Source organism: Paenibacillus sp. SYP-B3998 (genome assembly GCF_010820665.1).
Classification (GTDB): domain Bacteria; phylum Bacillota; class Bacilli; order Paenibacillales; family NBRC-103111; genus Paenibacillus_E.
The window spans coordinates 28,100-53,154 of record NZ_JAAIKC010000002.1; the positions used below are offsets into that span (position 1 = coordinate 28,100).

Here is a 25,055-nt window from a genome sequence, read left to right on the forward strand (position 1 = left end):
TTTTTTTACGTCCATGGTAGCTAGATAGAGCATCTTGAGCAGCGCTTCGTCGCTTGAGAAAACACCCTTTCTTTTCGTTACTTCGTGAAGCTGAGGGTGGTAACTCTCAATGATGTTGCTGGTGTAGATGAGCTTGCGGATCTCGGGCGGGTACTTGAACTGATCTAGTTCGGCAAGAGCAGCTTTCTTCTGTAGCTAAGAATGACCTTTGGACAAAAACACTGGCTTGCCTTTTTTCGCGGCTCTAGAAAGGCTTCTTCTCCCCATGGAAACCATTCAACTTGATTGTGTATGCGCTGGAACAGATATGGACTTTTCACATTTGCCTAACGATTCGTGTATTGATGCTTAATAATATCGTCTCTCATTTTGGTTTTACACTCCCCTTAATTTTGATTTATCTGTAGAATACTCAATCTAAAATAACAAAACAAAAAAAGACACGACATAGTGAGTGAAATTCTGGAATTTGGTAAACCTACCTTTAATAAGAAGGGAGGAATCTTATGTTCGAAGAAAAAAATGAGTCTAAAAACAATAAGGTGTTAAATGCTGAAATAGCGAATGAGAACATTTCATGCAGAGATCTGACATTAGTTGCTGATAATCAATTTTCACAAAATGAACAGGTTGAACTTGTAGATAAAGAAGAGTACATTGATGAGCCTTAATTACGAGGATTTACACACCTTTTCTTTGTTTGCATGGACGCTAGTCACTTAAGTACAAAAGTTGAGTTGTTAATATTAAAAGCCCTAGATAGTGCTCATTCTATGTTTCAAATGAGCACTATTTAGGGCTTATCTTAGTATTACTTAAAGAGAATTACAATGTAGTTGAACCGCTAACTTTAACATCAGAGGAAGATGAGTTTTTAATAAAGAATCTAATTTCCGATGCTTATGCTAGAAGCTACGCTAGTTAATATAACCATAATTGATAAAACCAGTTCTAAATTTATTTCATAATCCAGATCCGTTGATAAGTAATTGGTCGAAAACTCATCCAATAGAATAGGATCAAATCGCTTTTTTATAATTTACGGATACACTTCTTAATTTGTTTGCAATGAAAGTAACATTTTTTTGTAAAACACAAGATATTTGCGAAAAACTTATCGCCCGTGTTAGAATAATTTATTTCGACTTAAGTATGCACTCTGATATGATTAATCAATATTCTTAAAGGAGAAACAGTAATATGAATCAACTATTTTTTATTCTTCATTCTAGTATGACCTTTTCAGGAATTGCATTCTTATCCATTACGTTATTTAGGATCAGAGTAAAACTAACTGAAATAATCAGAACAATCGTTTTTTGTATTTTCTTATCTACTTTATCATTGCTCATGCACACGACGCTATCTAGCTTCAATCCGTTCATCTTAATATTAATTTATGTGTTTGGGTTCCACTATGTGATAAGGAAAAAATTCTTTCAAGGTTTGTTCTCTGCCTTCAGTGCTTATCTATTGTTCTTTGGTGTTCAAATTGGAATTCTTGCTTTATTCAAGTTGTATAACATCATAGATAGCACTAAAATAAAGTTGTATTCATTTGAAGGCTACTTAATAGATGCCTCTACCCTTATAATTATTCTAATGATATGTTTCGTTACAAGATATTTTAGAGAAGGTTTCACATTTAACCCAGATAAGCCAAGAGGAATCAAGAGTATATTAAACAATAGAGTATTTCTCATATTTGTATTATCATCAGTGATTATTTTGTGTTATTGGTTTGAACTGGTCAATGAAGCCGATTCGTTTGAGTTTATGTATTACATGATGGTATTCTTAGTTTTTTTGATTACGATATTGTTATACTTTACAAGTAAACGCGACAAAGAAGAATTGGAAGAAGAACTTAAATAATTATATCCTGCGCAATGTAATTTGAAACCTTAGTTTCTGTTTGTTTTTTATAGTCACGCATTCTCATGGTAATCGATTTCATCTGAATTGTTGCCTTACAAACGTTGTTAGAATGAATCAACTTTTCAGCAGTAGTAACAATATTAAACTCATTGTTTTACGTGAACCCACACCAGATGCTCGACCGTTATAACAAGTGATAAACGCGTTATCGTTACACGTTAGATTATCCATGAACTTACCGTGTATTTTTTTATTTACTGGTAAATGATACAATAGGGAAATACAGCATGTCTCACTAATTAAAAATTTAGGAGTGAAGCAAATGTCAGTTGATGTCTATCTTAATTTTAATGGAAATTGTCGTGAAGCAGCAGAATTTTACGCAGAGGTTTTCGGTACTGAGAAGCCACAAATTATGACATTTGGTCAAACGCCGCCTAACCCAGACTACCCGCTTCCAGAAGAAGCAAAAAATTTAGTCATGCACACGCGGCTTAACATCGATGGAAGCAATGTTATGTTTTCTGATGTTTTTCCTGGTATGCCTTTTGTTGCTGGGAACAACATAAGCCTCACAATCGTCAATAAGGACGAAGAGAAAATCAAATCTCTATTTCATAAATTAAAAGAAGGAGGCCAAGTAGGCATGGAACTTCAGGAAACATTCTGGAGCAAATGCTACGGCAGTCTTGAAGATAAGTTTGGAATTCATTGGCAATTCAACTATGACAATGGCGAAATGGTTCTGTAATTCCTCCAAAAACATAATAAAACAAAAGGATATGGAACTTTTCTATTAAAGAATAGTTCCATATCTTTTTTTAAAAACGGATCGTTACTTATATCCCTAACCTTTGCATAATTTATGTTTTTTATAGAATACTAGGTCCCTATCGTATGAAGTTTTTTAGCTCGTTTGACTTTCATTTCATTCATCCTTGTCTAATTTGAATATTTTGTTTTAATACTTCCAATTCCTCTTTGAACCCTGATAAATAACCATTATCTACATCTAATTGGAATAGAGGGACCACCTCCTTGTTTTCCGAAATATTTTATTTTTTGACAATTCAAGCTGGCTTAGTCCCATTAAAAAGAAAAACCTCAGCTGTAATAGCTAAGGTTTGGAAGACTGATTTACTAGCTCACGATAGTGTTCTTCGATTTTGACTTCCTCTCACATTCATTTCGATACGACAAAGGCAACTGTTGTACCTTGATCGGGATGACTTCGAATTTGCAGTCCCTGTACATACATTTGTTTTAAGCTCCGATCCACATTGGACAGACCTGTTCCCTGCCTAATGCCCGATCGCCTTTCAAGTATTCGTTCCAGCGTTTCTTCATCCATCCCAATACTGTTATTCATAGTTGTTATTTCCACTCGATCTTTATGATCAATGATTCTAATGCAGATCTCTCAGCCAATTACACGCATCAATATAATCTTTATTTCGACGATCGGTTACTTGGATTATGACGCCCTGGGCGTTTCGTTTAAATATGGATCTGTTATCGGAAATGAATGTTACTATTATTTGTAGTCCAACAGGAGGAAGGCTGCGCGTTGGTTAATCTGGGCTTCTCTTGTAGGAAAGACTACGCATGCTCAGCAAAAATGCTTCGAATGTTTATTTAAACGAAACTTTCAATAGATATTTTTTATAGTGTGGTGGTATTGTAAAGAGGAACAATTTCCTTGATCAAAGTGGAAATATTCAGAAAAACTTAACATTTGGCAAAGTGAAAAAACAAGATCAAGTTAGGAGACTTCGTTTACTATGAAACAGAACAAATATGATGATCTCGGATTCTTCGAAAAATACAGTCAGATGCCTCGTTCGATTGGTGGATTAAACGCTGCTGGGGAATGGCACGAACTCCGTGCGTTGCTTCCCGAGCTTGGCGATAAAAATGTTCTTGATCTTGGATGCGGCTTCGGCTGGCATTGCCAATATGCTCGCGAACAACAGGCCCGGTCGGTGGTGGGTGTAGATCTCTCAGAGAAAATGTTAGCACATGCCAGAGTGATAACCAACGATTCCGCGATCGACTATCGTCGGCTCGCGATTGAAGACATCGACTTTACAGCAGGGGAATTCGATGTCGTGATAAGTTCCCTTGCCCTTCATTATGTTGAGCGCTTCGACATCGTTTGCGGTAAAATCCATCATTGTCTTGTTCCAGGGGGTACATTCATACTCTCGGTCGAACATCCGGTCTTTACCGCACTCGCTGCACAAGACTGGCATTATGGTCCGCAAGGCGAGAGACTACATTGGCCTGTCGATGACTACCAGAATGAAGGTCTGCGTCAGACAAAATTTCTGGACAATGATGTTATCAAATATCATCGAACAATCGCCACTTATGTTAATGCGTTAATTGACGCTGGATTTAGCATTATGAAGCTATCTGAACCTCAGCCGTCGCAAGAACTGCTGGCTAAGCATTCCGATATGCGAGACGAAACCCGCCGTCCTATTTTCCTCTTGATCGCAGCGGTCAAGAATTAGAAATTTCAATTTGAAACAACGGAGCTTTGATTATCTTTCAATTCATCTACAAATTATTCTTTTACTTATAGTCATGCAACACAAGGCCCCCACCGACCATAAATGGTTAGTGAGGGCTTTACTTTAATCGTTTACTTAGTATTACGTTTCCTTAATTAATATAAAACTTAATTCTCGTTCCATTCGAGTAGCGGGTTAATTGATGTCCCACCCATGAACCTGCCCCGCGATTGTCCGAAAACGGTACATAGCGTACATCCGCACCACGCCCGCCTTCCTGACACATTGCCATCGGCCACTCATCACGATCATAGCCTGGTTTCGTAGGAATACCTCTTAAGGCCTCTTTACGATTCTCAGCAGCTCCCTCACGGTCAATCGTACAAATTGATGAATGTCCGGCTGCTATTGCGTCGCGCATGTGTGCTCCTGTTAGCGGATACCTACTTAGCGGAAAGGTAATGGTTGCGTCGTAGGCAGCGGCTGCATCCGTCTTAACTGGTACAGCCAAACAAAAAAACAGTGTAAAGGCAATTGCAACCGTTAGAAATAATGAAAATGCCAATGACTTATTCTTCAAAAATCTCATATTAATTGTCACCCCCTTTCTATTTGGTAATTATTGGATTATACAATCCAGACATATTATATCAAACCAAATGTTAAAATATGGTTTTATTTTCAAGCTTGAACATGCGCCTCTTCGCTTTTATAAACAACAAAAAAGCTCCCATCGACCATAAGAGGTCAGTGAGAGCTACATGTTAAGTATAATAGAAAGTTGATCGTTAATGATTTTCTTATAAGTTGGATATCAATTATTTCATCAAAAAATCGATCCCCTTTTGAATCATAAAATACTCCATTGCAATAATTCCTAAGCAAAAGAAAATATAAAAAAATACTTTCATCTGACGATATGCGCTTCAATCATTTTACACTCTAAATTTGCAAATCTGTCAAAGGCTTCTCCAGACCGCCCCAGGACTCAGGCAGTACTTTACTATTGTCGACGTAAACAAATTGTAAATACTTTGACACGTTGTTAACCCGCTCTTCTATTAGAAACTCCCGAATTTCAGACGCTTTTGCAGGCACTGTGTTATTCACTACGCTCTTAAAACTCTTTAAGGGTAGAAATATATCCGGACTCTTCTTGTAAGAACAGCGAGATGGAAACCGCGGTGAACTCCCTGAATCGTATTTGGACAGCTTTACTGCTGAATAATGCTCCAATAGTAAGGAATACGCATCGAACGCCAGTACAGCAAACCCTTCGTCCGGTTCTCTTCGAGCATAGGTGTTCATCATCTTCTGGCAATCCTTTAATGTAGGCCAAAAAAATACATGCCTGTCCAGGCATGCCCGAAAATGTTCCTGTGTGATTGCTGCATCTATCACACTGTCAGCAATTCTTAGATGAGCATTTAATGTAATACAATAATCATCATAATACACTTCCTTGGCCTCTGATCGACGCTTACCCGCGAGCTGGGGATTCATAATAAAACTTGATAAGAGAGCATCGAAATGAGCAATAGACGGCAAATTCCTAACTCTTGTAAAATGATATAAAGACTTTCTTCCTTTTGCTTTAGTTATTTCAGTTATAAGTGCTTCTCTCATTATCCCCATCCTTCACGTCTATTTTTTGGTTTTGCCTGTTTTGCAATTTGAGCGAATTGCTGGTTTGTTACCTATCCTTCAATCCATTAACATTAAAGCTTATTGCATTCGATACCACAATTATATTATATCCATTATTTGGAATTAATTCCAAACTTATATCTAATCACTGCAATAGTTTCGGATACTTCATTTACGTCACGAACATGTTTGGGGGAACACCATCTTAGGTTGTTTGTGTCAAGTTGATAGGAGCCAATGTACCGCGGAGTGTTTCATAAAGCCAGTCGTTAACCCATTCGAGTATGTCCATAAATCTAAATTTCAAATTAAAAGATGTATCGTCTGTACAAAGCGATAAATGAAAACCAAAAAAGCCCTCAACAGCCTATAAAGCTGAATGAGGACTATACCTATCATCGTTTCTTCGACAGCGTTTTTCTTTCTCAATCGATTTTACACCACTTTATGACTATTTCAATAATTACCAAATAAACTATTCATATTCCCATTGATGATAAATTGTACGAAGTTTTAGAGACATTCGACTTGGAAGTACGACCTTGGGTCACCACTAATGTTGTGGCAGGGAACTAGCAAAACGAGTGTTAGCGATCTGGCAGATTTGCAGCCTTGATCTTCTGCATCCACTTTCATTGAAATAGGTGGACGGTTAGCTCTGACGCTTCCCAGTACCCGCCTTCACTGATTCATAAGAGTGCGCGATTGCACTTTCGGCAACTACCTATGTTTATGAATGTTTCTTTAAATCGTAAACTTCCCGACTTCTCGCTTTAATAATAAAGATACATTGCTCAATTCTTTCAGTTTGGATATCATTTCGTCGACAGTAGCATGCTGTTCCTCTGTAGAAGCAACAACTTCCTGCGATGCAGATGCCGACTCATCAATGAGCTTCGAAGATTGCATCAGAGCTTCCATTGATTCCTGAGACGTAGTCGACAGTTCATTGAATATATGCTGGATACGCAGCGTACTTTCTACTGTTAAGTCAACCTTCATTACAATCATTTCAAGCGATTCTTGGCCTTGCATCACTAAATCGTTCTGTAAGATTACCACCCGTTGGTTAGCCTCCATCAGCTTAACAGCTGCATTCGTTTCCGCTTGAATCTTACGAATGAGCTCGGTTATTTGTTCCGCCGCTCTTCCTGAGCCTTCAGCAAGCTTACGAACCTCACCTGCAACTACTGCAAATCCTGCCCCATGTTCGCCAGCGCGGGCTGCTTCAATTGCAGCATTAAGCGCGAGTAAATTTGTCTGACTGGCTAATTCAGAAATCACAGTAATAATCTCGCCGATTTCATTGGACCGATAGTTCAGCTCGCCAATTGTTTCAGTCGAACGGCGAATTGAACTAACCATCTCTTCTAAATTATCAACAGACGCACGATTAGCACTCTGGCCGGTTTGTACGGCTTGTAATAAATGCTGGGAATCGCCAACTGTTTTTTCCGTTTCCCTCTTAACTTCTGCGGAGATTTCCTCTGTCCGCTCCATCATCGTGAGAACTTGCCGCACATGTTCCGCTTGCTGTGTCGATCGATCGGCCATATCAGCAATAATCGTTGTCACCTGCTTTGAGCTTTCGTCCATCTGCTCTGCGGCAGCTTGAAGCAGGCTCGTGTTCTCATTCACGTGGTTTGCTCCATTCATGACATTACCAACAATTCCCCGTAAGTTGTCTAAAAACTGATTAATTGAATAGGCAAGCATGCCAATCTCATCTTGTCTCTTCATATTTAGCTTCTGCGTCAAATCGCCGCCTTGTTCAACGAGCTCCATAACATGCTTATTTATCGTACGCAGCGGTCGAACAACATAACGAGTTAATATAATAAAAAGCAGGACAGCAAATATAGCCATTGCGAAAACAAATCCTCCAATAATTAAATACAGGTTTTCCATCATTGGGTTATAAATTTGATTTAAAGGCATGGACAAAACTAACTTATAACCTGTATCACCAATCGAGGTGAATGCATAAACATTCTCAGAGTCACCCATACCATTGGTTCCCTCGGTACTAGCAATTACTTGCCCGATTTTGCTCAACTGTCTATCCGACTCTTCACTCATTGCTTTGCCTACGATGAACTTTGGATTCTCACTTGCAGCGAATCGTCCTTCTTTATCTAAGATAAAATAGTGTTCTTCGCCACTTCCTTTCATTTTCGTCAATACCTCTTTAACCTCTTTACTCTTCAAAGCTTGATTCGTATCACTGCTCTTGAATATTAAATTGTTTAGTTTCGTGGAAGTAAGTTCCACTTTGTAATTTAGCTTTTGTTCAACTTCATTCTTAATAATTTCATTAAAATTAGAAAGCGTAAATTTGCATAGACTTGCAAAAATAAACATCATGTACACTACAGCGACGGTCATAACGATAGTTCGAATTGTTCTTTTCAGTTTCATGTAGGAGTGTTCCTTCCAATCTTCTCATGAGATGTGTTGTAGCAGTTCTGCTCTATTGATCATCCTACGCACCTACTTGTCATATCGCCAAGTGACATAATGTAATCAGTTATTTTAGCACTGCAACTACGATGATTATCCATAGTCGCATCCTCGAGTAAATTCGCACTAATGATCATATAAGGACAGAAGCCCGAGAGGCGTTCTCCCGAGCTTCGACAAATGTTCTCGTACTTGCATATCCAATAGCACTTTTTTATCTTCATCAATTGTTATTCATTTACGATTTTCCATAAACACCCTATCATTAAATTATGGTCGCATCAACGTCCGCCCTATTTACACGATAAGTAGTTAACGAATCCGCATTTTGAAATGGCGTAGCATTCATACCGTGTCCTGAATAACTTTGTCCACTCCACTTTGTAATTTGGCTCCGAATTTTTGATATTGCCCCCTTCAATAAGTATATCCTTTTTGGGTACACACTGAAGTCCAGGACATAAAAAAGAAGCCAACGAAAGGCTTCCTTCTTAATTGATGCTTATGTAATTACTTAAACAATTCATCTGGAGCTTCCGGACGATGACAACCAATCCAACAACCAGTTATTACAAGCTTACTTGCAATAAAGGTCAACGCATCATGCGCAAATCTAGCAACCAATGTTTTCAATTTTATCACCTCATCCCCTAGTCAAGATATTCAACTAATTTGTTAAAAGACTTCGTTGTTGTTAAAGATTGAATGAAGAAAACAACTGACAAGATGTGAGAATGGAACAAAAAGTTAGTACACACAATACAAATTGAAAGTAGCTTTAATACTGGATAATATTTCTTATCTAATCTACTTCTCTTTATGCCACTGGGTGCATTAATTGCTAGTATCATTATCGAAAGCACATTTAAAACAAAACCATTATACCAATATTCAATTGGTGTGTATATCGCTATCAACATAAAAGTAGCTGTAATAAAATTACAGAGATTCGATGATTTTAAGTGCAAACCGCCGCTCACATAACGCAGTACTGGAAAAGCTATTATAGCGGTAAAACCAGCCCTTATATCCCCAGTTACTGCGCTGATTACTAAAACCGATATTATTGTTATAATTAAATTTATTACTGCAATTAAAGCATATCTCAGAACTGGAAGAGAGGACGAGGAATCGGGATAATTTTTTAGTATAGAGGCAGACAGATTATCCGCCATTCTCTCAATACTAACCATCCTTCTCCTCCTGTCTATTGTAACGGGATTCTACATGTTTTTTATTCTGAACCCAGGCATAACAAATGCCTCCAACTAGTGAAACAGCGATGAAAATAATTATGTATGTGTGTAATGAATACACAACGAAGCTTCTTGAGCCGAAGTAGGAGGCTATCATACTCATAGCTAGTATGAGTACCCAAACTACGTTAATTAAGTTGAACGAATAAACGCCTGAAAATCTATGTTTAATAAAAGAAAATCTGATGTTTGTCTTTATTAATATGTACGCCACTATTAAGCACACCGTGGATGAAATAAAATGAGTTACAACGAAGTGCACTATGTTAGTATTCATTTTTTCCATTGAACTCAAATGGAATCTCAAGGCAATTATTGTTACTACTGCGTCAATGGCAGAAACTGCTACACTTCCGGTTAGGCAGACGATTATCGCGTAAAATACTGGATATAGTCTTACTATTGTTAAAGTGATAATGTAGGCTATAATTTGAAGTAACAAATATGGGGAATCTACGGCAATGAACTTAAAATAAAAATTAACGAATCCGACTACTAAAGTAATAATTGTGATTTGCTTGTCGTTACCTTTTATCGGAATTTGAAAAATTGCAAAATTTAGTATTACCATTGAAGCGATGAAAATCAAGTTAACTACTAATTCAATGATTAAAGTCATTGTATTATTCCCCTTTTGTAATTCTTTTTTTCTTATAGATCTTGTTGTCTTTAATTAATTCGCGAATATAGGCTGATATTGACGAATGGGATTGTTCAATTTCAAACCATTCTTCTTCGGTAAGGGTTAACGAAACTGTTTTAGACCTACCGATAGATTTTCTTCCTGATCCTTCACGTTTTCCGCCCCTTGCCATCACAGAACGCCCCAGTCTATCGTTTGAATTATATTTTATTTATCATATATCAAGCTAGTATTTAGGTCAATTGAAAAACATGATATTTATCAATCGATTAGAGGTGTAATTTGAATTTATTACTGATTATTCTAGCACTTGTCTTTATGTCACTAATAAACATTGTGGCAGTTAGAGGAATAAAGTCTTCCTCCAATCATAACCGTGCCAAGGAATTAGGTTACTGGTTAATTTACATTGTTTACTGGTCTTTCACACTTCCTATCTTGATAACGAAACAGTCCTACTTTTACTCAAATGGAAGTCCAATAAATTATACCCTACACGTTACAATATGGCTTCTTATTGTTTACTTAATGATTACAGTACTGATTCCTTTAATAATTCTTCCCTTTAGTAGTATTTTAAAAGAGAAAGTTGCAGAGAAGTACAACACCAATCTATATCCCATTACGGATAAACAACAATTCATGTTCGTATTTGTAACGATCACGGTAGGCATCTGTGAGGAAATTATTTTTCGTGGCTTCATGCAGCATTACGTAAAGGAATTTGGTGTTTCAACCTTATGGAGCTTTCTAATTATATCAGTAGTGTTTGGTGCTGGTCATTTTATGCAGGGGCTCACTGGAGTAATCTCTTCAACCCTGCTTGGTCTGATATTAGGCTATTTGTATTACACAACAGGCAGCCTGCTAATACCAATCCTTGTTCATATCCTTTATGACGCTAAGGCGATATATATCTCAAGAGTTCTCACAAAATCACACAAAAGCTTATTACTTAAAGAAATACAAGACGAATTACATCGCAACTAAAAGCAAAACAAAATCCTAGGCTTTTGTTACATTTTACTTCGTTCGTAATCGTACACTAAATATCTCTATAATCCTACAACAGGTTTAATTTAATCTTCTCCCCATGAGACCCGTCAATTAGAACAAAAAAGACACTAACATAGCGTTAGTGCCTAAGACTTGCACTTGAAATATAAGTTAATTTAAGGATACACGTTGATCTTTCGCAGTATGTTATTGTCATAAATAAGAACATTACCCTTATTATCCACAGCAAACCGTGTGTCTGATCCGATGGAATTGGAAAAGGGTTCTTTTTCCCCCGGAAATAAATTAAAGTTATATTTTCCCCCAATAGCCCATCTGCCAGCGGGGGATTCATCGTTTATATAGATTAGCTCTTAATTGAATCCGAATAAAATAACTAATGCATATCCCAGAAGCGAAAGTAATACAGATCCAATAAGCCCCGCAGCAAACGACTTCATTCCCAATCGTCGAAAAGTCACGATGTCAACGTTAAGTCCAAGTCCCGCCATTGCCATAGCAATCAATAAATAAGCAATAACAATCAATTGGTTAGATACGCTTATTGGTATAATGCCAAGTGTATTTATCCCGCTCATAGCGAGAAACCCAAAGATAAACCATGGAATCGGAATCGATTTCCAACTTGTTTTCTGCGCATCGGGATTATCCTTGCGCTCCATACGATTCGCCCATATCCCAATCACGATTGCGACCGGAACCAAAAGAGCAACGCGCGAGAGTTTGACGATGACAGCCAAATCAACAGAATCTTGTCCTCCCGGTGCTGCCGCGGCGATTACATGGGCAACTTCGTGAAGTGTTGCACCTGAGTAAATACCGTATCCCTTAGCTGTTAACCCAAGCACCGGGTACAGGAAGGTATAAAGAAGTGTAAAAATGGTACCTAGAATAGCGACTGTTGCAGCCCCAATCGCAGTCTCGTCATCACTGGCCTTGATTTGCGGCGAAATAGCTACAACTGCAGCTGCTCCGCAAATCGCTGTCCCACAAGCTGTTAAGATGCCTAACCGTTTTTCTACTTTGAATAGCTTCGTGATGCCATACACAACAAAAAGGGTAAACACAATATTAATGACGGCAATCGCTAAAACCTTGGGACCCGCATGATAGATATCAATCAAATTTAATCTCATACCTAGCAAAATAATACCGTATCTCAGAAGCTTCTTAGTGGAAAATGCAATACCCGTCATTGCACGCTGCGGTACGCCAATAACGGCTCTCCAAATGATGCCCAGCATGATTGCAATGACAAGCTGACCCATAATACTAAGAAGCGGAAAACCCGTCAAATAGTTAGCTATAATAGCAAGGAATAGCGTTAATCCAATCCCTTGTGTAAATCCGAAACCCTTATTCTGTTTCATTGGTAACACGTATGCCTGTTCCATTGTCTTCACTCCCAGCCTTGTCGTAAGAACTACATTGTTCGTTGTAGTTTCACTATAAGGCTATTTAAATCATAAGTGAAATAACGATATCCTATCTGTATCATGAGAAAAACTTATGATAGAATTGATCTGTTTCCCTGCGTGCATTTACTATGTGGATAAAAGGAGGTATTAAACATGATCGTAGAGACACTTAAGGTCTTTGTTACTGTAGCCGAACAAAGTAACTTTTCCAGGGCCGCGGAGCTGCTAAACTTATCCCAGCCGGGCGTCTCTTTACATATACGTAATCTGGAAAATGAACATGGCGCGAAGCTCATGCATCGCTCACCTAAACATGTCAAACTAACCGAGGCAGGAGAAATTCTTTATAGTCGAGCGAAACAAATCTTATCGCTTTATGAAGAAGCCAAGCACGAAATCCATTTATTAACTGAAAAAGTGTCCGGATCGATCCACATTGGGGCTAGTTTCACCATCGGGGAGTACATCCTACCACGAGTGCTTGCCGAATACGCAAATCAATTTCCTGAAGTCGAAATATCAGTGACGATAGCCAATACAGAGGAGATTACTCAAGCTCTGAAAGCTAACAAACTTGACCTTGCCCTAGTTGAAGGAAATGTATCCTCCCATGGAATGCTCATTACTCCTTATATGAAAGATGAAATGATTCTAATCGCCTCATCAGACCATCCATTAGCGGCGAACAGAGCTGTAAAAACGGAAAGGCTCCAAGATCAAATCTGGATACTTAGAGAAAGCGGATCCGGTACTCGATCTTTCTGCGATCAGTTTATCCAAGCCGCAGGCCTCACGATGAAACGATCTTACGTCTTTAACAGCAGTCAAGGAGTGAAAGAGGCGGTCTATGCTGGCCTAGGAATTACTATCCTCTCTCGTTGGATCGTAAGGAAAGAACTTGAATTGGGGGAGATCAGTCAAATTCCAGTTACCCCCAAACTCTTGGAAAGAAACTTTTGGATCATTCGAAATCACGATCATTCTTCTACGATGGCTGTGAACGTTTTCGTCCAGAAGCTTTTACAAAGAAAAACATAATCGGTCTGATCTCCCATCAAACGGACGAATCTTAGATCAATCCAGCATTTACACCCTATGCGTAGCCCCAGCCTAAGCAGCTTTATCTTTTATTTATGGAACATTAATGACAAAAGGCACAGTAAACACTTTTCCATTTTGTTGAAATTGACCCCAAATTTTAAATACACCACTATGCGGGAAGGTAGCCATAAACTTGGCATCCGGTCCAGAGGCTTTTTCCTCTAAAGGATGGACATGCAAATATTCTCCACCTTCTTGATTAAGAATAACTACATGTCCTACGGCTCCAAGGTAAGGCTGTAAATCCGCCACAGGTTGTTTCGTTTGAGCGTCCTTCATATTGAAATTCAAATTGAGTTCCATTCCTGCCATGAGATGATCGAAGGTGAGGGTCACTTCTTTGCCATCAACGATTTGGGTCAAGGATGCATCGGGTAAAATAGCTTTTTGCTCGGGGACACTCCCTTGCGTCGTTACCCATTCTGTTTTGGTCATTGCTCCTAATCCCGAAGGTACGAAGTCTGCAATCAATTCAAACTCTCCCGCATTTGGAAATTGCGTAGTTACTGTAAATTCTCCCTTACCTTTATAATCCGGATGTATGTGATTAAAGAAAGATAGATCTTTACTTACAACAATAAAATGCATCTTTTTTTCATGTTGGACATCAAACTTGTCGATCGACATTCCGTCCTTATCTTGAATATGAACAGTGATGGTCGTATCTTGGTTTGGCAGGGGCTTAGCATTTGAAAGTGTAAAAGTTGCTTTTACAAGCTCCGCCTTCGTTTTATCCGCTTCTGTTACCATCGCCTTGTGATCCATTCCTCCCTTATCGCTATGATTTGCACTTTCCGTTGCTCCTGGTGTTCCGCCTTTCATCGTTTGATCCATGGAACCGACTGATTTTCCACAAGCTGTTAATACTGCAGTAGTTAATAAAATCGAAAATATCATTTTTTTCATAATTTCCTCCTAGACCTGATCTCCCTATTATTGTAAAGGAGACTTATGTATATCTTGTGTAGATCAGATCGTTAATTCAGAGGAAATCTTATTGTTACCGTTGTACCTTCTTCTACGGCGCTCTGAAGATGGACTGTCCCACTGTGGGCCTCGACTAATCTTTTCACGATGGTTAAGCCAATTCCACTGCCTCCCGTTTTACGGTCACGAGACTTGTCCGCACGATAAAAACGTTCGAATACATAGGGAATATCCTTATCACAAATGCCAATTCCCGTATCTCTGATACAAAAAACTGCTAGTTGGTCTTCATTATGCAAGTCAATCGTAACCTCACCGCCATGAGGGGTAAATTTTAATGCATTCATTAACAAATTAACGAATACTTGCCCAATACGCTGCTTATCCACTCTAACTTGAACGAGTGCGTCACTGTACACATTAAGTCCAACACCTTTTTGTTCAAAGGCCGCTCGGCTTGCCTCAACGTGATGTTCTAAGATTGCGGACATATTTTCTTTATTTAATACTAGCGTAAAATGGGAAGACTCCATTTCGGTTAGCTTTTCCAAATCTCCTACGAGATAGCGCAGTCGCTCGATTTCTTCATAACAAGATGCTAGTCGCTTAGGCGTAGGTTCCCAAACACCTTCAATCATAGCTTCAACATGGCTTTTAAGTGTTGCTAGCGGTGTTCTTAACTCATGTGCCACATCCGCAGTCAGTGTTTTCCGTAATTGCTCCTGTGAATGGAGCTGCTCGGCCAAATAATTAAGAGAAGCACCTAGCTGAGCGAGTTCATCATTGCCCTTAATCGTAGTTCTTGCCGTAAATTCCCCTCCTGCCATTCGCTCCGCGATTCTTTTCATATGAATAAGAGGACTTGTAACTTTTTTAGCAATAACAAGACTTATTACAATAGAAAATACAATGCCTAGGATAGCTGACCACAGAACAGACTGCACAAGCGCTTGCTCAAAATGGTTATCAAATGCCGGTGAGCTCATCCCGCTATCCGTCGCTTGCTGCTTGTAGAGAGAAAAATGGTAGTGGGTCTCCACAATAAATGCAATCGTCGAAATAAGTATGACGCCAGAAGCAATACCAATAAAGGCAATCGCGAACCGTGCATATAATCCTCTCATGAAGACAATCCTCCCCCAAATCGATACCCGACAGCAAAGACAGTTAGAATATAAACAGGATTTTTCAGATCAGATTCTATTTTCTGCCTAAGATTCTTCACATGCTGATCAATTGCCCTGACATCACCTTCAAAATCATAACCTAGCACCTTCTGAATGAGATCCTCACGCGTAAAAATTCGTCCAGGGTGACGTGCTAGCGTAAAGAGCAATTTATGTTCGCTAGGGGTTAAAGCAACAAATTCTCCCTTCTTCACGACTTCACGTGATGTCGTATGAATAACAAGATCACCAGATTGAAAGGATATCGTTTCAGCCAAAAGTGCATCTTCCTGTGAACGACGAATATTTGCCTTTACTCTAGCTATTAATTCACGTGGGCTAAAAGGCTTTAACACATAATCATCCGCTCCCATGGTCAGTCCCCGAACGCGGTCATCCTCTGTGACTTTTGCTGTCAGCATAATAATTGGAACTGCCGAATATTGCCGAATAGATTGACATACTTCTTCACCAGATCGATCAGGGAGCATCAAATCCAAAATAACTAGATCCACTCTTTCACCGTGAACTAGCTCCAATGCGCGCTTGCCATTCGCAGCTTCTAGTGTGCGAAAACCCTCTTTTTGCAAGTAGGATACGACCACTTCTCTAATTTTTTCCTCATCATCCACCATGAGTACAGTTCTCAAACTGGATCACCTCCGTTACTTGCATGTACAAAAAATTATAGCTGAACCCACTAGGAAACACTATTCCTAGCCTACAAGAATCAACACAAAGATTAGCGATTACTGCTATCTCCGAGTATTTTATACAAAATAAAATCAGTATATTTAATTTGTCCATTGCCTACAATTCTTCAATTATATATGATGATATTTATCTACATTGAGAATCATTATCAATATTTTCAGAGTAAAAGAAAGAAGGTAGACAGCATGATGCAAAGACGAAATCTCCTCGCATTGCTATGCATATTAACCCTTATAGGGTCATTCTTAGCGGCATGCAGCAAACAAACAGAAGGAACAGGGAGTTCAAAGATAGCGCAGAACCATATAGCAGCTTCTAGCAGCCCACCCACATCTAACGCAAAGGAAAACACCCCCACGACACACAGCTATACCGATTATAAAGGACACCAGGTGACAATTCCCGTTAAACCTCAGCGATTCGTCTTTCAGGGGGAAACGTTTGGTGACTTGCTCACTTTGGACTTAATGCCTGTCGGAGGCGGGAAAACGTTTGTAGATGGCATGGTGTTCGAAGACAAAGTTAAGAAAATGGAGGATACTGGCTTCCCAATGAACCTTGAGAAGATACTTGAGCTGCAGCCTGATCTCATCATTACCGGAAGTACGGACGATAAAGAATTCGAAGCATTATCCAAAATAGCTCCTACAATCATGTTTGACACCTTTGCGTCATTGGATGATCGCATGCATCTTTTAGGTGATTTATTCGGTAAGAAAGAGCAGGCCGAACAATGGCTGGCGGCTCATCATGTCCAGGAACAATCGATGTGGAAACTTCTTAAAGAACAAGGCATGAAGCCTGGAGAAACGGCTAGTGTTTTAACCTATTACCCTGGAAATCGTTTATTCGTCATGGCGACGACTGGCCTTTCTCAAGTCTTATATCATCAGGATGGGTTCAAACCTACCAAGAGAATCCAGAGCGTTCTAGATGAAAAAAAGGGGTTTCAGGAAATTTCCATGGAGCTGCTTCCAGAAGTAGTAGGAGATCGTATTTTCATACTGACGCCTGTTGCAGATGAAGCTGTTAAATTCACTGCTGAAATGATGCAAAGCGAAATATGGAAAGCATTACCTGCTGTAAAAAACAATAAGGTTTATCAAATTGATATTCGCAAATCAGCAAGTGACGCGACGACTAGGGAGTCTCTTCTTATCGAACTGCCAAAACTGCTAAATCATTAAACGTTTTGGTTCATCATACAGGATCTTGTCGATAGCTTTTCAACTAACCGTTGAAAAGCTTATTTATTTTTTATACAATAGAGAAAGTGATAATCATTCTCAATTAAAAAAGGGGACTCAGCAGGTGACTCAACCCATTGTAACTACTCTTCCACTTCGTTCCTTGCTGTTCCAATTGTTAGAAGTTGCCCACAAGGAACACCCAGCTAACTGGAAGTCTGAACGCATTGTTTGCAAGAGGCATCATTTATTCGTATTCAAAATTGGAACAGGCGTTCTATATATCGATAACAACCAATATCATTTTGCGCCTGGTAAGAGTTACATCGTCCCCCCTGGATCTTCGCTATGTGTCCAGAGCGACTTCGATTGTGAGACAAGTTATTTTCTCATCACTTTTACTACTTTACAATCTAAGCCCAATGATGAAACTGTCGTTTATACCCACCCTATTATTCCTAACCGTTATGAGCTATCCGCTTATCCTTTCTCTCGTCTGATTCGGTTAATCGAGGAATTGTATGCAGGCAGAGATTGCAGCTCGGACATAGAATGGTATACCCAGCAACTACGCTTCATGCAGCTAATGGGCTTTGTGCTCGAGCATAATCTGCGTTCGGATCATTCACTCAGCGCCACGCATTCTGTTGAGAATACGATTCAATATTTGAATCGTCATTATATGGAGAATATCACTGTCAAGCAGCTTGTCCAGCTTGCTAATGTATCTCAATGGCAATTCACGCCCATCTTTCAAGAGCTGACCGGCAAGAAACCTCTTGACTACTTGACGGACCTCCGAATTAACCACGCCAAAGAATTACTTAGAAGCTCAGACGAACCCCTTCGTGAAATTGCTGCAAAAGTCGGGTTTGCGGATGAATATTATTTTAATCGACGCTTTCGCAACACAGCAGGCATCACGCCTAAGCAATATGCACGAAGAATGCGTGGAAAAGTTCGTGTCATGGATTGGACCGGTCATGAGGTCGACATTCCTGTCATGCCACAGAGGGTGATCTATCATGGGGAAACCTTCGGCGATCTGATTGCCCTTGGAGTTGAGGCGATCGGCAGTGCTTCGACCTTCATACGAGGAACGATCTATGAGGATCATCTGGATGATATCCACGATATCGGCCATCCTTTTAATTCGGATAAGTCACGTATGCTTGAACCTGATTTAATCATAGTGGCCAATGAGGACGAGAACCTATACAGTACAATATCTCAAATTGCACCCACGGTTACTTTTAATTCTTTTGCTCCTTTGGAGCGGCGCCTTCATACGCTGGGAGATCTACTTGGTAAGCAAAAAGAAGCCAAACTGTGGCTTGACGCTTATACCGCCAAAGAATCCACCATGTGGCTCGATCTCCAATCCCATATGAAGACTGACGAAACAGCCTCCGTATTCATTTTTGATCATGGTAATCGGTTATTTGTAATGGGCACAACGGGGCTTTCTTCAGCACTCTATCACCCCTTTGGCTTCAAGCCGGGTGATAAAATTCAAGAACTATTAGCTTCAGGGCAAGCCTTTATGGAAATTACCACGGATCAGCTATCCGCTTATGCAGGTGATCGAATCTTTATGCTCTTAGGCCATAATGAGATTTCCAGGCAAGCTACGCATGCTCTTATGCAAAGTTCGTTATGGCGTAAACTACCAGCAGTTCGCAACGGCTATGTCTATCAAGTAAATGCGTTGCATTGGAATCTAGGCGATGCACTAACAAGAGAGAGGCTGCTCCAAGCACTCCCCCTACTGCTAGCCAGGACGTCATAGTTGTTATGAAACGATTGGTTTATCCCTAGAATGGATGGATAATGCCCTTCTTCTCGATTCAAAATCAGCCGCTGCATGAAATCAAAAGTTTGAAACCTGACAGAGGGTTTATTTTATTTTTTTGTAAATGTCTAAATATGACGAACACATGTGTTAAATTGGTTGAATATCAATCGGGGGGCCGAATCATTGAACCATGTTACTGAAATTTATATCAAAAAACATCAACAATATGTATCTGAGAATCCTCAAGAACTTAAAAACTACGATACGATCTACGATCACATGATCGTTTACTTCACTGAAATTTTAGGCATGGATGAGCAAGATGCATTAAGATGTATCCATGATTTCAAAAAAGATATGACTTGCGATCTAACGAGCATCATCATTCAGAGTGAACTCCTGTGAATCTCCCATTGGGAGGGCTATAGTTCCTTTTCCAGGTTTCGATTAAAAAAATTGTTGCATTTTTCGACCTAAACTTACATTTTTGTTTGTTTTCAGACAGAATTTTTATTCTATTTCTGCTAAACTGAGCTCATCTTAGTAAAGAGGTGGGGATAATTATGATCCAGATGCTATGGTTACTAATTTTAATTTTGTTTTTATTTGGAGCTTCCGTTCATGATGGGGATAATGATCCTCCTGAACGGATTCCAAATACGGCCGATTCATAGTTTTGCCTATCGCTTTTGCATTGACAATTTCATTTAACTACAACTTCAACCTTTGTACCATTTGGATATTTTTCGAGCTGATTAGATATCCACGAGCCTGCGCCTCGATTATCTGCAGGAGTAACGTACCTAATATCAGCACCAGTCCCGCCTTCCGCACACATGGCCATCGGCCATTCGTCTCGATCATACCCTTTTTTGGTAGGAATTCCCTTGAGAGATTCGCCGCGATTTTGCTCAGCTCCTTCTCTATTAATCGTACACACTGCGGACTCTCCGTGTGCGATAGCAGATTTAATATGCGCAGCCGTTTCTGGATAGCGATCACTAGGGAAAACAATTGTTGCCACGGATCCAGGATGCGTTTTACTCGTGCTGCTCTTGAAGATATCTGTGCCGGAGGCATACGAGGCCCCTGCAATTAAGATTACTACAACTAAAAACCATAGGATTTTCTTAGTTGACTTTCTCATCGTTCTCGCCTCCTCTGATTCAAGACTTAATTATAAGAGATGGGAACGTATTTTTGAAGAGGTTGATGTAAATGTGAAAATAAGCCTACCAGTTGGTAGACTCACCCTAAGATTAATGAAATTGCAGGTGGTTATTCAAAGAAATAAACGAGAGCAGAGTTGATCCTTCTTGGCTCTGTTCTCGTTTATTAGGGAAGTTAAAGCTTACCCGATTGAGTCGCCAGTTCGATGATCATAACCATCAACACGAGCAGTTGAATGAGTGAGTTTTTACTCATTTTTCTTCGCCTCCATGAACAGAATAGAAGCTCCTCGCTTTGGTTCCCCTCTCCCACGGAAAATACTATTCACTTCCCACTATCATTTATATGGACATCTATAAGAAAATATAACGGTTTTCCACTCCAAACATTTAACTAGCTTCAAGGTAATTAGCAGGAATATCTTCAAGCTCTGAATGTGGGTCAAACGTTGTGTAGACCAAAACCTTTTCCGGTTCTATATTTACGATATTCCCTTTCACAAAAACGATCTCTTGACCATCTATCGTTGCTTGCTAATTCATCGGGCTGCCCACTTTGAAATCGCTAACTACTTCGCAATGATTTAACAATGGTCACTTAAACCATTTCTTAATAACCGCGGCGCTCTCCTCAGAAGGATAATAATGCTTATCGTCCCCAGTTTCCCCGATAGCGAACACCGAAAATCCTAGAAACCAATCCTGCGTAAATACCTGCCGATAAGCTTCGAACCCTCTTGCTTGCTCCTCTCCGTTGTACACGTCAGAAGGCGAGGGATTCCAAGGATGTTTAGCAGCATAATTCCTTTTAGGAAAGCCAAGCTCACCCAGAAAGATCGGTTTATTCCAACGCTGATGCAACTGTTCAATCTCTTCAACAATAGGTTGTCGCCTATTGTATACTTTAGATGCATAAAGAGCTTCTTTTAATTGCTCCACAGTATTAACGGGTTGATCCGATAATTCAAAATAAGAGCCGATTGATATGTAGTCCATCATCGATAAAAACTGACTATTCAGCTTGTAACGATATTCCCGTTTACTTGATTCGTCGCCCTCTGCAGTGAACCACCAGTTGGTCTTATAGGTAAGGAATCCTTGATAGTGCTTCCTTACCTCATCGGCGGTTTTTACCCATTGTTCATCATAAGGCTCTAAGTATCTTAGATTAGAGGCCATCATTAACACGTCTACCCGTTCTGGAACAGCCACTTTATCGATCAGTTCCTTCAATACCATATGCGTCCAATTGTCAAAAAATCGGTTCACATCGGAAGGGTTCCAATCCGTCTCGTACTTTTCACCCGCTGCTATCCATGGATAGGGCTCTAAAATGACGGCTATTTTGCGCTTTTTGAGTTTTTTTATTACTGCTTTGGCTTTCTGCAAGCTCCCTTGATCCACTTTCATCGTGCTTGCGTCCAGATTGTCAACCAAGATCATCACAGGAACATTAACTGCATTCAGAGAAAGTCGATCCACATCAAGTAACGCTTGATCGATGGAATAATCAACTGACAAATTACCCGATTTTATTTTTTTTTGCATGAAATCAGAGGGAGTATACGTGTTCCATTGAACAAAAATGGCAGCGGCAATTACGATGATAACAGCGCTTGTCGCCCAAACAAAAATCTTGATTTTGCGAATCGGCACCTCCCTTACCTCCTTCTATATTTAGACAAATACCCTTAACTATTAAGTTTATTATATCTGTTTCCATTCTCGACAAATAGTTACTTTTAGTCATATTTCGTATAATTATAAAAATTATTTGTAAACAAAAAATCCCGACCCATGATCAAGAATAAGTGAATCTTCTATTCTTGATCATGAGTCGGGACACTATGTTGCCCTCACTCGTCGCGCAGCTCTCTCTTATTTGCCCAATGCAATAAAGCAAATAAGACAGCACCCAGAGAAATCGGAATAAGGAAAAATAATTGATCCGCTTGCATATTAAATAATAGATATATCAAACCTAGTGGAAATAGTGAAAACATGGCGATGCCTATAGCCATTCGATTACTTGCTGTAAAAGCAATGGTGCTATAACTGCTTTTGGGCACGAACGTGAAACCAAGCCTCTTCTTTTGAATAAAATAGCTTGTTAAAAAAACACAACCTGCCGTTAAAACTTGTAGCATGTAACCACTTGGTGAGTGACTCCCTGGGATATCCTGCATGAACCCCATTAGCTTCAATGCCATCAAGAGAATGGTCTGAATAATCGACAGCGTAATAAAACCTGTAACACTTAAGAGAGCTGAATAGAACACATGCACTTTAAACAACTGCCATATAAACAAAAAAACCAAAATTAGCTGAACGAAAATGTCTAATCCAGCATAGCCATAAATCTCTCTTAACGAGAAGGAAATGAAACTGGCGATTACACATGCAAATACGATGGAAACAACATCAATTTCAAATCTAAAAAAACGAAACGCTAAAAGGTAGATCGCGTATGTTTCAAGAATGCCAAAGAACATAAAAAGAAGGAAGTCCATTTACCCATGCTCCCATAAATCGATATCTGCTACTAACATTTACTATACTATTTCCAACTATTGAAAACAATATGATAACGACTTCCCTCACAGTAAAGACATTCAAGCGTTTTTGGGACAAACAAATCTAAAGAATTGGGGAAATGAGCTTTGATATGGATTCCAAAAATCGGATGCGCAGAGACCGCTTTTCATATTCTTCTAATGTCAATTCCAGACACCCCTCCATATCTTTCCAGAAGGTATGCTCCAGTTTTTTAGCCGTTTCAGCATGATAGATGAGCGCATTCGTTTCAAAATTGAGACGCAGACTCCGTATATCGAAATTTGCTGTGCCAACCGACGCCAGTTTCCCATCGACTACAATCGTCTTGGCATGAAGAAAACCTTGATCATATAAGTAGCATTTCACACCGGCCCTAAGCAACTCCCCCACATAGTACAGGGAAGCCCAATGAACAAAGAGATGATCTGCTTTCTGAGGAATCATAATTCTCACATCAATTCCTGACAGCGCAGCGATACGTAAAGCGTTCAGCATACTTTCTTCTGGAATGAAATAAGGAGTTTGAAGCAATATCCGACTCTTCGCTGTATGAATCATTTTCAGAAATGTGTAAACGAAGTGCGGCCACGCCTCGTTAGGACCGCTAGCAACAATTTGCATGGGCACAGTCCCTTGTCCTTCCCTTTCCATCCGTTCTGGGAAAAACTCTGGCAAAACATCCATTGGCGATGAGGAGGCTAAGTTCCAATCCAGGATAAACCGGGATTGCATCGCAAGCACAACACTCCCAGTTAACCTCAAATGTGTATCTCGCCAAAAACCGAACCGAGGATTTAAACCCAAATATTCGTTGCCAATATTAAAGCCACCCATGTAACCAATGTTGCCGTCAATAATGACCATTTTACGATGATTTCGATAGTTAACTCGGTAATTCAGAAACGGGATACGTGATGGAAAAAATGCGGCGACTTCTCCCCCGGCTTGAACAAATTCCCGAAAAAATGCTTCTTTCAGCGAGCGAGAACCGATGTCATCATAAAGGAATCTAACTTGTAACCCCATCTTAGCCTTACGAGTCAAAGCCTCTATGACTCTGTGCCCCAACTCATCGCTCTTAACGATGTAGTATTGAATATGGATATGTGTTTGCGCGGCGTCGATTTTCGCTATCAAGTCGTCGAATTTGGAAACACCTTCAGTGAAGATGTGAACATCGTTGTCCTGTGTCAAGAAAGAATCATTTGTCGCAACATTCAAATAGATGAGATCGCGGTATTGACTGACCATCGGGTCGACATAAGGTAATGTGCCATCAGTTAACTGCTGCCTTTGCTCCGTGGTAATCATTTTAACCCTCTCTAGCATTTGCCGATTCCATTTATAGAGCTTTCTGCGGCTCAAGTTTTGACCGAGCATCACATAGAGTAAGAAACCGAGAATCGGAATAAATAAGAGCACCATGAGCCATGACCAAGTAGCAGCTACATTACGACGTTCAAGAAAAACGACTGTCAACGCAAGTAAAATATTAATGACGAATAAACCTGTAAGTAAATTAGAAATCCAACTCATAACAACACTCCATATTCATTGTTGATATGGCTATTATACCTAAATATAGCCGCATTACCTATGAGCCTT

At 39.6% G+C, this 25,055-nt stretch carries 24 protein-coding genes and 1 pseudogene; 8 read left to right on the plus strand and 17 right to left on the minus strand.

The features are described 5' to 3' along the window. Positions 1 to 6: 6 nt before the first annotated feature. Positions 7 to 159 (minus strand): annotated as a pseudogene (locus GK047_RS08050) (transposase); the annotation flags it as partial. 5 nt (positions 160 to 164) lie between these two features. Continuing rightward, positions 165 to 320, minus strand: a complete 156-nt coding sequence (locus tag GK047_RS30565; protein ID WP_481855948.1) for a DUF255 domain-containing protein — start codon at positions 318 to 320, stop codon at positions 165 to 167. A gap of 186 nt (positions 321 to 506) precedes the next feature. On the opposite strand from GK047_RS30565, the gene GK047_RS08060 reads away from it, so the two are divergent. Both GK047_RS08060 and GK047_RS08065 read left to right on the plus strand, forming a co-directional pair. Continuing rightward, positions 507 to 671 (plus strand): hypothetical protein, encoded by a 165-nt coding sequence (locus GK047_RS08060; protein WP_163943956.1) that lies wholly within the window; start codon positions 507 to 509, stop codon positions 669 to 671. 1,529 nt (positions 672 to 2,200) lie between these two features. After that, complete coding sequence (locus GK047_RS08065; protein ID WP_163943959.1) at positions 2,201 to 2,629, plus strand: VOC family protein; 429 nt, start codon at positions 2,201 to 2,203, stop codon at positions 2,627 to 2,629. A gap of 432 nt (positions 2,630 to 3,061) precedes the next feature. Here GK047_RS08065 and GK047_RS08070 read toward each other — a convergent pair whose 3' ends face one another. Further along, complete coding sequence (locus GK047_RS08070) at positions 3,062 to 3,295, minus strand: sensor histidine kinase (protein ID WP_346010316.1); 234 nt, start codon at positions 3,293 to 3,295, stop codon at positions 3,062 to 3,064. 364 nt (positions 3,296 to 3,659) lie between these two features. Here GK047_RS08070 and GK047_RS08075 point away from each other — a divergent pair, with 364 nt between their 5' ends. Beyond that, positions 3,660 to 4,394, plus strand: a complete 735-nt coding sequence (locus GK047_RS08075) for a class I SAM-dependent methyltransferase (protein WP_163943965.1) — start codon at positions 3,660 to 3,662, stop codon at positions 4,392 to 4,394. Between the two features lie 151 nt (positions 4,395 to 4,545). On the opposite strand, the gene GK047_RS08080 is transcribed toward GK047_RS08075, so the two are convergent. The 6 genes from GK047_RS08080 to GK047_RS08105 all read right to left on the minus strand — a co-directional run bounded on the left by GK047_RS08080 (position 4,546) and on the right by GK047_RS08105 (position 10,572). Beyond that, positions 4,546 to 4,983, minus strand: coding sequence for a NucA/NucB deoxyribonuclease domain-containing protein (locus GK047_RS08080; protein ID WP_163943969.1), 438 nt, complete (start codon positions 4,981 to 4,983; stop codon positions 4,546 to 4,548). Between the two features lie 353 nt (positions 4,984 to 5,336). Continuing rightward, a complete protein-coding gene (locus GK047_RS08085) occupies positions 5,337 to 6,020 on the minus strand; it encodes a DUF7002 family protein (RefSeq protein WP_163943971.1) in 684 nt (227 codons plus the stop codon). A 765-nt stretch (positions 6,021 to 6,785) separates the two neighbouring features. Beyond that, on the minus strand, positions 6,786 to 8,459 hold the full coding sequence (locus tag GK047_RS08090) for a methyl-accepting chemotaxis protein (RefSeq protein ID WP_163943976.1): 1,674 nt from the start codon (positions 8,457 to 8,459) through the stop codon (positions 6,786 to 6,788). Positions 8,460 to 9,011: 552 nt separating this feature from the next. Next, positions 9,012 to 9,143, minus strand: coding sequence for a cyclic lactone autoinducer peptide (locus GK047_RS30125; protein WP_346010304.1), 132 nt, complete (start codon positions 9,141 to 9,143; stop codon positions 9,012 to 9,014). Positions 9,144 to 9,151: 8 nt separating this feature from the next. Then, a complete protein-coding gene (locus GK047_RS08100; protein ID WP_163943981.1) occupies positions 9,152 to 9,694 on the minus strand; it encodes an accessory gene regulator B family protein in 543 nt (180 codons plus the stop codon). A gap of 686 nt (positions 9,695 to 10,380) precedes the next feature. Beyond that, a complete protein-coding gene (locus GK047_RS08105; RefSeq protein ID WP_163943984.1) occupies positions 10,381 to 10,572 on the minus strand; it encodes a hypothetical protein in 192 nt (63 codons plus the stop codon). 356 nt (positions 10,573 to 10,928) lie between these two features. Between GK047_RS08105 and GK047_RS08110 the strand changes: the two genes are divergently transcribed. Then, positions 10,929 to 11,390, plus strand: a complete 462-nt coding sequence (locus GK047_RS08110) for a CPBP family intramembrane glutamic endopeptidase (RefSeq protein ID WP_163943987.1) — start codon at positions 10,929 to 10,931, stop codon at positions 11,388 to 11,390. Positions 11,391 to 11,770: 380 nt separating this feature from the next. On the opposite strand, the gene GK047_RS08115 is transcribed toward GK047_RS08110, so the two are convergent. Beyond that, on the minus strand, positions 11,771 to 12,811 hold the full coding sequence (locus GK047_RS08115; protein WP_163943991.1) for a YeiH family protein: 1,041 nt from the start codon (positions 12,809 to 12,811) through the stop codon (positions 11,771 to 11,773). A gap of 177 nt (positions 12,812 to 12,988) precedes the next feature. Between GK047_RS08115 and GK047_RS08120 the strand changes: the two genes are divergently transcribed. Then, positions 12,989 to 13,873 carry a LysR family transcriptional regulator gene (locus GK047_RS08120; protein ID WP_163943994.1) on the plus strand — a complete coding sequence of 295 codons (885 nt, stop codon included), beginning with the start codon at positions 12,989 to 12,991 and terminating at the stop codon, positions 13,871 to 13,873. A gap of 93 nt (positions 13,874 to 13,966) precedes the next feature. Here GK047_RS08120 and GK047_RS08125 read toward each other — a convergent pair whose 3' ends face one another. The 3 genes from GK047_RS08125 to GK047_RS08135 all read right to left on the minus strand — a co-directional run bounded on the left by GK047_RS08125 (position 13,967) and on the right by GK047_RS08135 (position 16,679). Then, complete coding sequence (locus tag GK047_RS08125) at positions 13,967 to 14,842, minus strand: hypothetical protein (protein ID WP_163943997.1); 876 nt, start codon at positions 14,840 to 14,842, stop codon at positions 13,967 to 13,969. Positions 14,843 to 14,913: 71 nt separating this feature from the next. Then, positions 14,914 to 15,987, minus strand: a complete 1,074-nt coding sequence (locus tag GK047_RS08130) for a sensor histidine kinase (RefSeq protein ID WP_163944000.1) — start codon at positions 15,985 to 15,987, stop codon at positions 14,914 to 14,916. After that, positions 15,984 to 16,679, minus strand: a complete 696-nt coding sequence (locus GK047_RS08135) for a response regulator transcription factor (RefSeq protein WP_163944003.1) — start codon at positions 16,677 to 16,679, stop codon at positions 15,984 to 15,986. The genes GK047_RS08130 and GK047_RS08135 overlap by 4 nt, the downstream gene beginning before the upstream one ends. 249 nt (positions 16,680 to 16,928) lie before the next feature. Between GK047_RS08135 and GK047_RS08140 the strand changes: the two genes are divergently transcribed. The 3 genes from GK047_RS08140 to GK047_RS08150 all read left to right on the plus strand — a co-directional run bounded on the left by GK047_RS08140 (position 16,929) and on the right by GK047_RS08150 (position 20,130). Then, on the plus strand, positions 16,929 to 17,930 hold the full coding sequence (locus GK047_RS08140) for an ABC transporter substrate-binding protein (RefSeq protein ID WP_163944005.1): 1,002 nt from the start codon (positions 16,929 to 16,931) through the stop codon (positions 17,928 to 17,930). A gap of 124 nt (positions 17,931 to 18,054) precedes the next feature. Beyond that, positions 18,055 to 19,719 carry a helix-turn-helix domain-containing protein gene (locus GK047_RS08145; RefSeq protein ID WP_163944008.1) on the plus strand — a complete coding sequence of 555 codons (1,665 nt, stop codon included), beginning with the start codon at positions 18,055 to 18,057 and terminating at the stop codon, positions 19,717 to 19,719. Between the two features lie 189 nt (positions 19,720 to 19,908). After that, positions 19,909 to 20,130, plus strand: coding sequence for a hypothetical protein (locus GK047_RS08150; RefSeq protein WP_163944011.1), 222 nt, complete (start codon positions 19,909 to 19,911; stop codon positions 20,128 to 20,130). A 298-nt stretch (positions 20,131 to 20,428) separates the two neighbouring features. Here GK047_RS08150 and GK047_RS08155 read toward each other — a convergent pair whose 3' ends face one another. From GK047_RS08155 to cls, 4 genes are all read right to left on the minus strand, one after another. Beyond that, positions 20,429 to 20,872, minus strand: a complete 444-nt coding sequence (locus GK047_RS08155; RefSeq protein WP_163944014.1) for a NucA/NucB deoxyribonuclease domain-containing protein — start codon at positions 20,870 to 20,872, stop codon at positions 20,429 to 20,431. Between the two features lie 616 nt (positions 20,873 to 21,488). Continuing rightward, positions 21,489 to 22,550, minus strand: a complete 1,062-nt coding sequence (locus GK047_RS08160; protein ID WP_205516567.1) for a glycoside hydrolase family 113 — start codon at positions 22,548 to 22,550, stop codon at positions 21,489 to 21,491. Between the two features lie 200 nt (positions 22,551 to 22,750). Further along, positions 22,751 to 23,404 (minus strand): hypothetical protein, encoded by a 654-nt coding sequence (locus tag GK047_RS08165; protein ID WP_163944017.1) that lies wholly within the window; start codon positions 23,402 to 23,404, stop codon positions 22,751 to 22,753. Positions 23,405 to 23,531: 127 nt separating this feature from the next. Beyond that, the gene (gene cls, locus GK047_RS08170) at positions 23,532 to 24,986 is read right to left on the minus strand and encodes a cardiolipin synthase (RefSeq protein WP_163944020.1); all 1,455 of its coding nucleotides are present in this window, start codon (positions 24,984 to 24,986) and stop codon (positions 23,532 to 23,534) included. Between the last annotated feature and the right edge of the window lie 69 nt (positions 24,987 to 25,055).

Excerpts from the sequence above, each read along its gene's own strand:
- GK047_RS08080 (WP_163943969.1), bottom strand. The coding sequence starts at position 4,983 with ATGAGATTTTTGAAGAATAAGTCATTGGCATTTTCATTATTTCTAACG.
- cls (WP_163944020.1), bottom strand. The coding sequence starts at position 24,986 with ATGAGTTGGATTTCTAATTTACTTACAGGTTTATTCGTCATTAATATT.
- GK047_RS08065 (WP_163943959.1), top strand. The coding sequence starts at position 2,201 with ATGTCAGTTGATGTCTATCTTAATTTTAATGGAAATTGTCGTGAAGCA.
- GK047_RS08090 (WP_163943976.1), bottom strand. The coding sequence starts at position 8,459 with ATGAAACTGAAAAGAACAATTCGAACTATCGTTATGACCGTCGCTGTA.
- GK047_RS08130 (WP_163944000.1), bottom strand. The coding sequence starts at position 15,987 with ATGAGAGGATTATATGCACGGTTCGCGATTGCCTTTATTGGTATTGCT.
- GK047_RS08125 (WP_163943997.1), bottom strand. The coding sequence starts at position 14,842 with ATGAAAAAAATGATATTTTCGATTTTATTAACTACTGCAGTATTAACA.
- GK047_RS08165 (WP_163944017.1), bottom strand. The coding sequence starts at position 23,404 with ATGGACTTCCTTCTTTTTATGTTCTTTGGCATTCTTGAAACATACGCG.
- GK047_RS08155 (WP_163944014.1), bottom strand. The coding sequence starts at position 20,872 with ATGAGAAAGTCAACTAAGAAAATCCTATGGTTTTTAGTTGTAGTAATC.
- GK047_RS08120 (WP_163943994.1), top strand. The coding sequence starts at position 12,989 with ATGATCGTAGAGACACTTAAGGTCTTTGTTACTGTAGCCGAACAAAGT.
- GK047_RS08105 (WP_163943984.1), bottom strand. The coding sequence starts at position 10,572 with ATGGCAAGGGGCGGAAAACGTGAAGGATCAGGAAGAAAATCTATCGGT.
- GK047_RS08085 (WP_163943971.1), bottom strand. The coding sequence starts at position 6,020 with ATGAGAGAAGCACTTATAACTGAAATAACTAAAGCAAAAGGAAGAAAG.
- GK047_RS08100 (WP_163943981.1), bottom strand. The coding sequence starts at position 9,694 with ATGGTTAGTATTGAGAGAATGGCGGATAATCTGTCTGCCTCTATACTA.
- GK047_RS08075 (WP_163943965.1), top strand. The coding sequence starts at position 3,660 with ATGAAACAGAACAAATATGATGATCTCGGATTCTTCGAAAAATACAGT.
- GK047_RS08115 (WP_163943991.1), bottom strand. The coding sequence starts at position 12,811 with ATGGAACAGGCATACGTGTTACCAATGAAACAGAATAAGGGTTTCGGA.
- GK047_RS08140 (WP_163944005.1), top strand. The coding sequence starts at position 16,929 with ATGATGCAAAGACGAAATCTCCTCGCATTGCTATGCATATTAACCCTT.
- GK047_RS08110 (WP_163943987.1), top strand. The coding sequence starts at position 10,929 with ATGATTACAGTACTGATTCCTTTAATAATTCTTCCCTTTAGTAGTATT.
- GK047_RS08060 (WP_163943956.1), top strand. The coding sequence starts at position 507 with ATGTTCGAAGAAAAAAATGAGTCTAAAAACAATAAGGTGTTAAATGCT.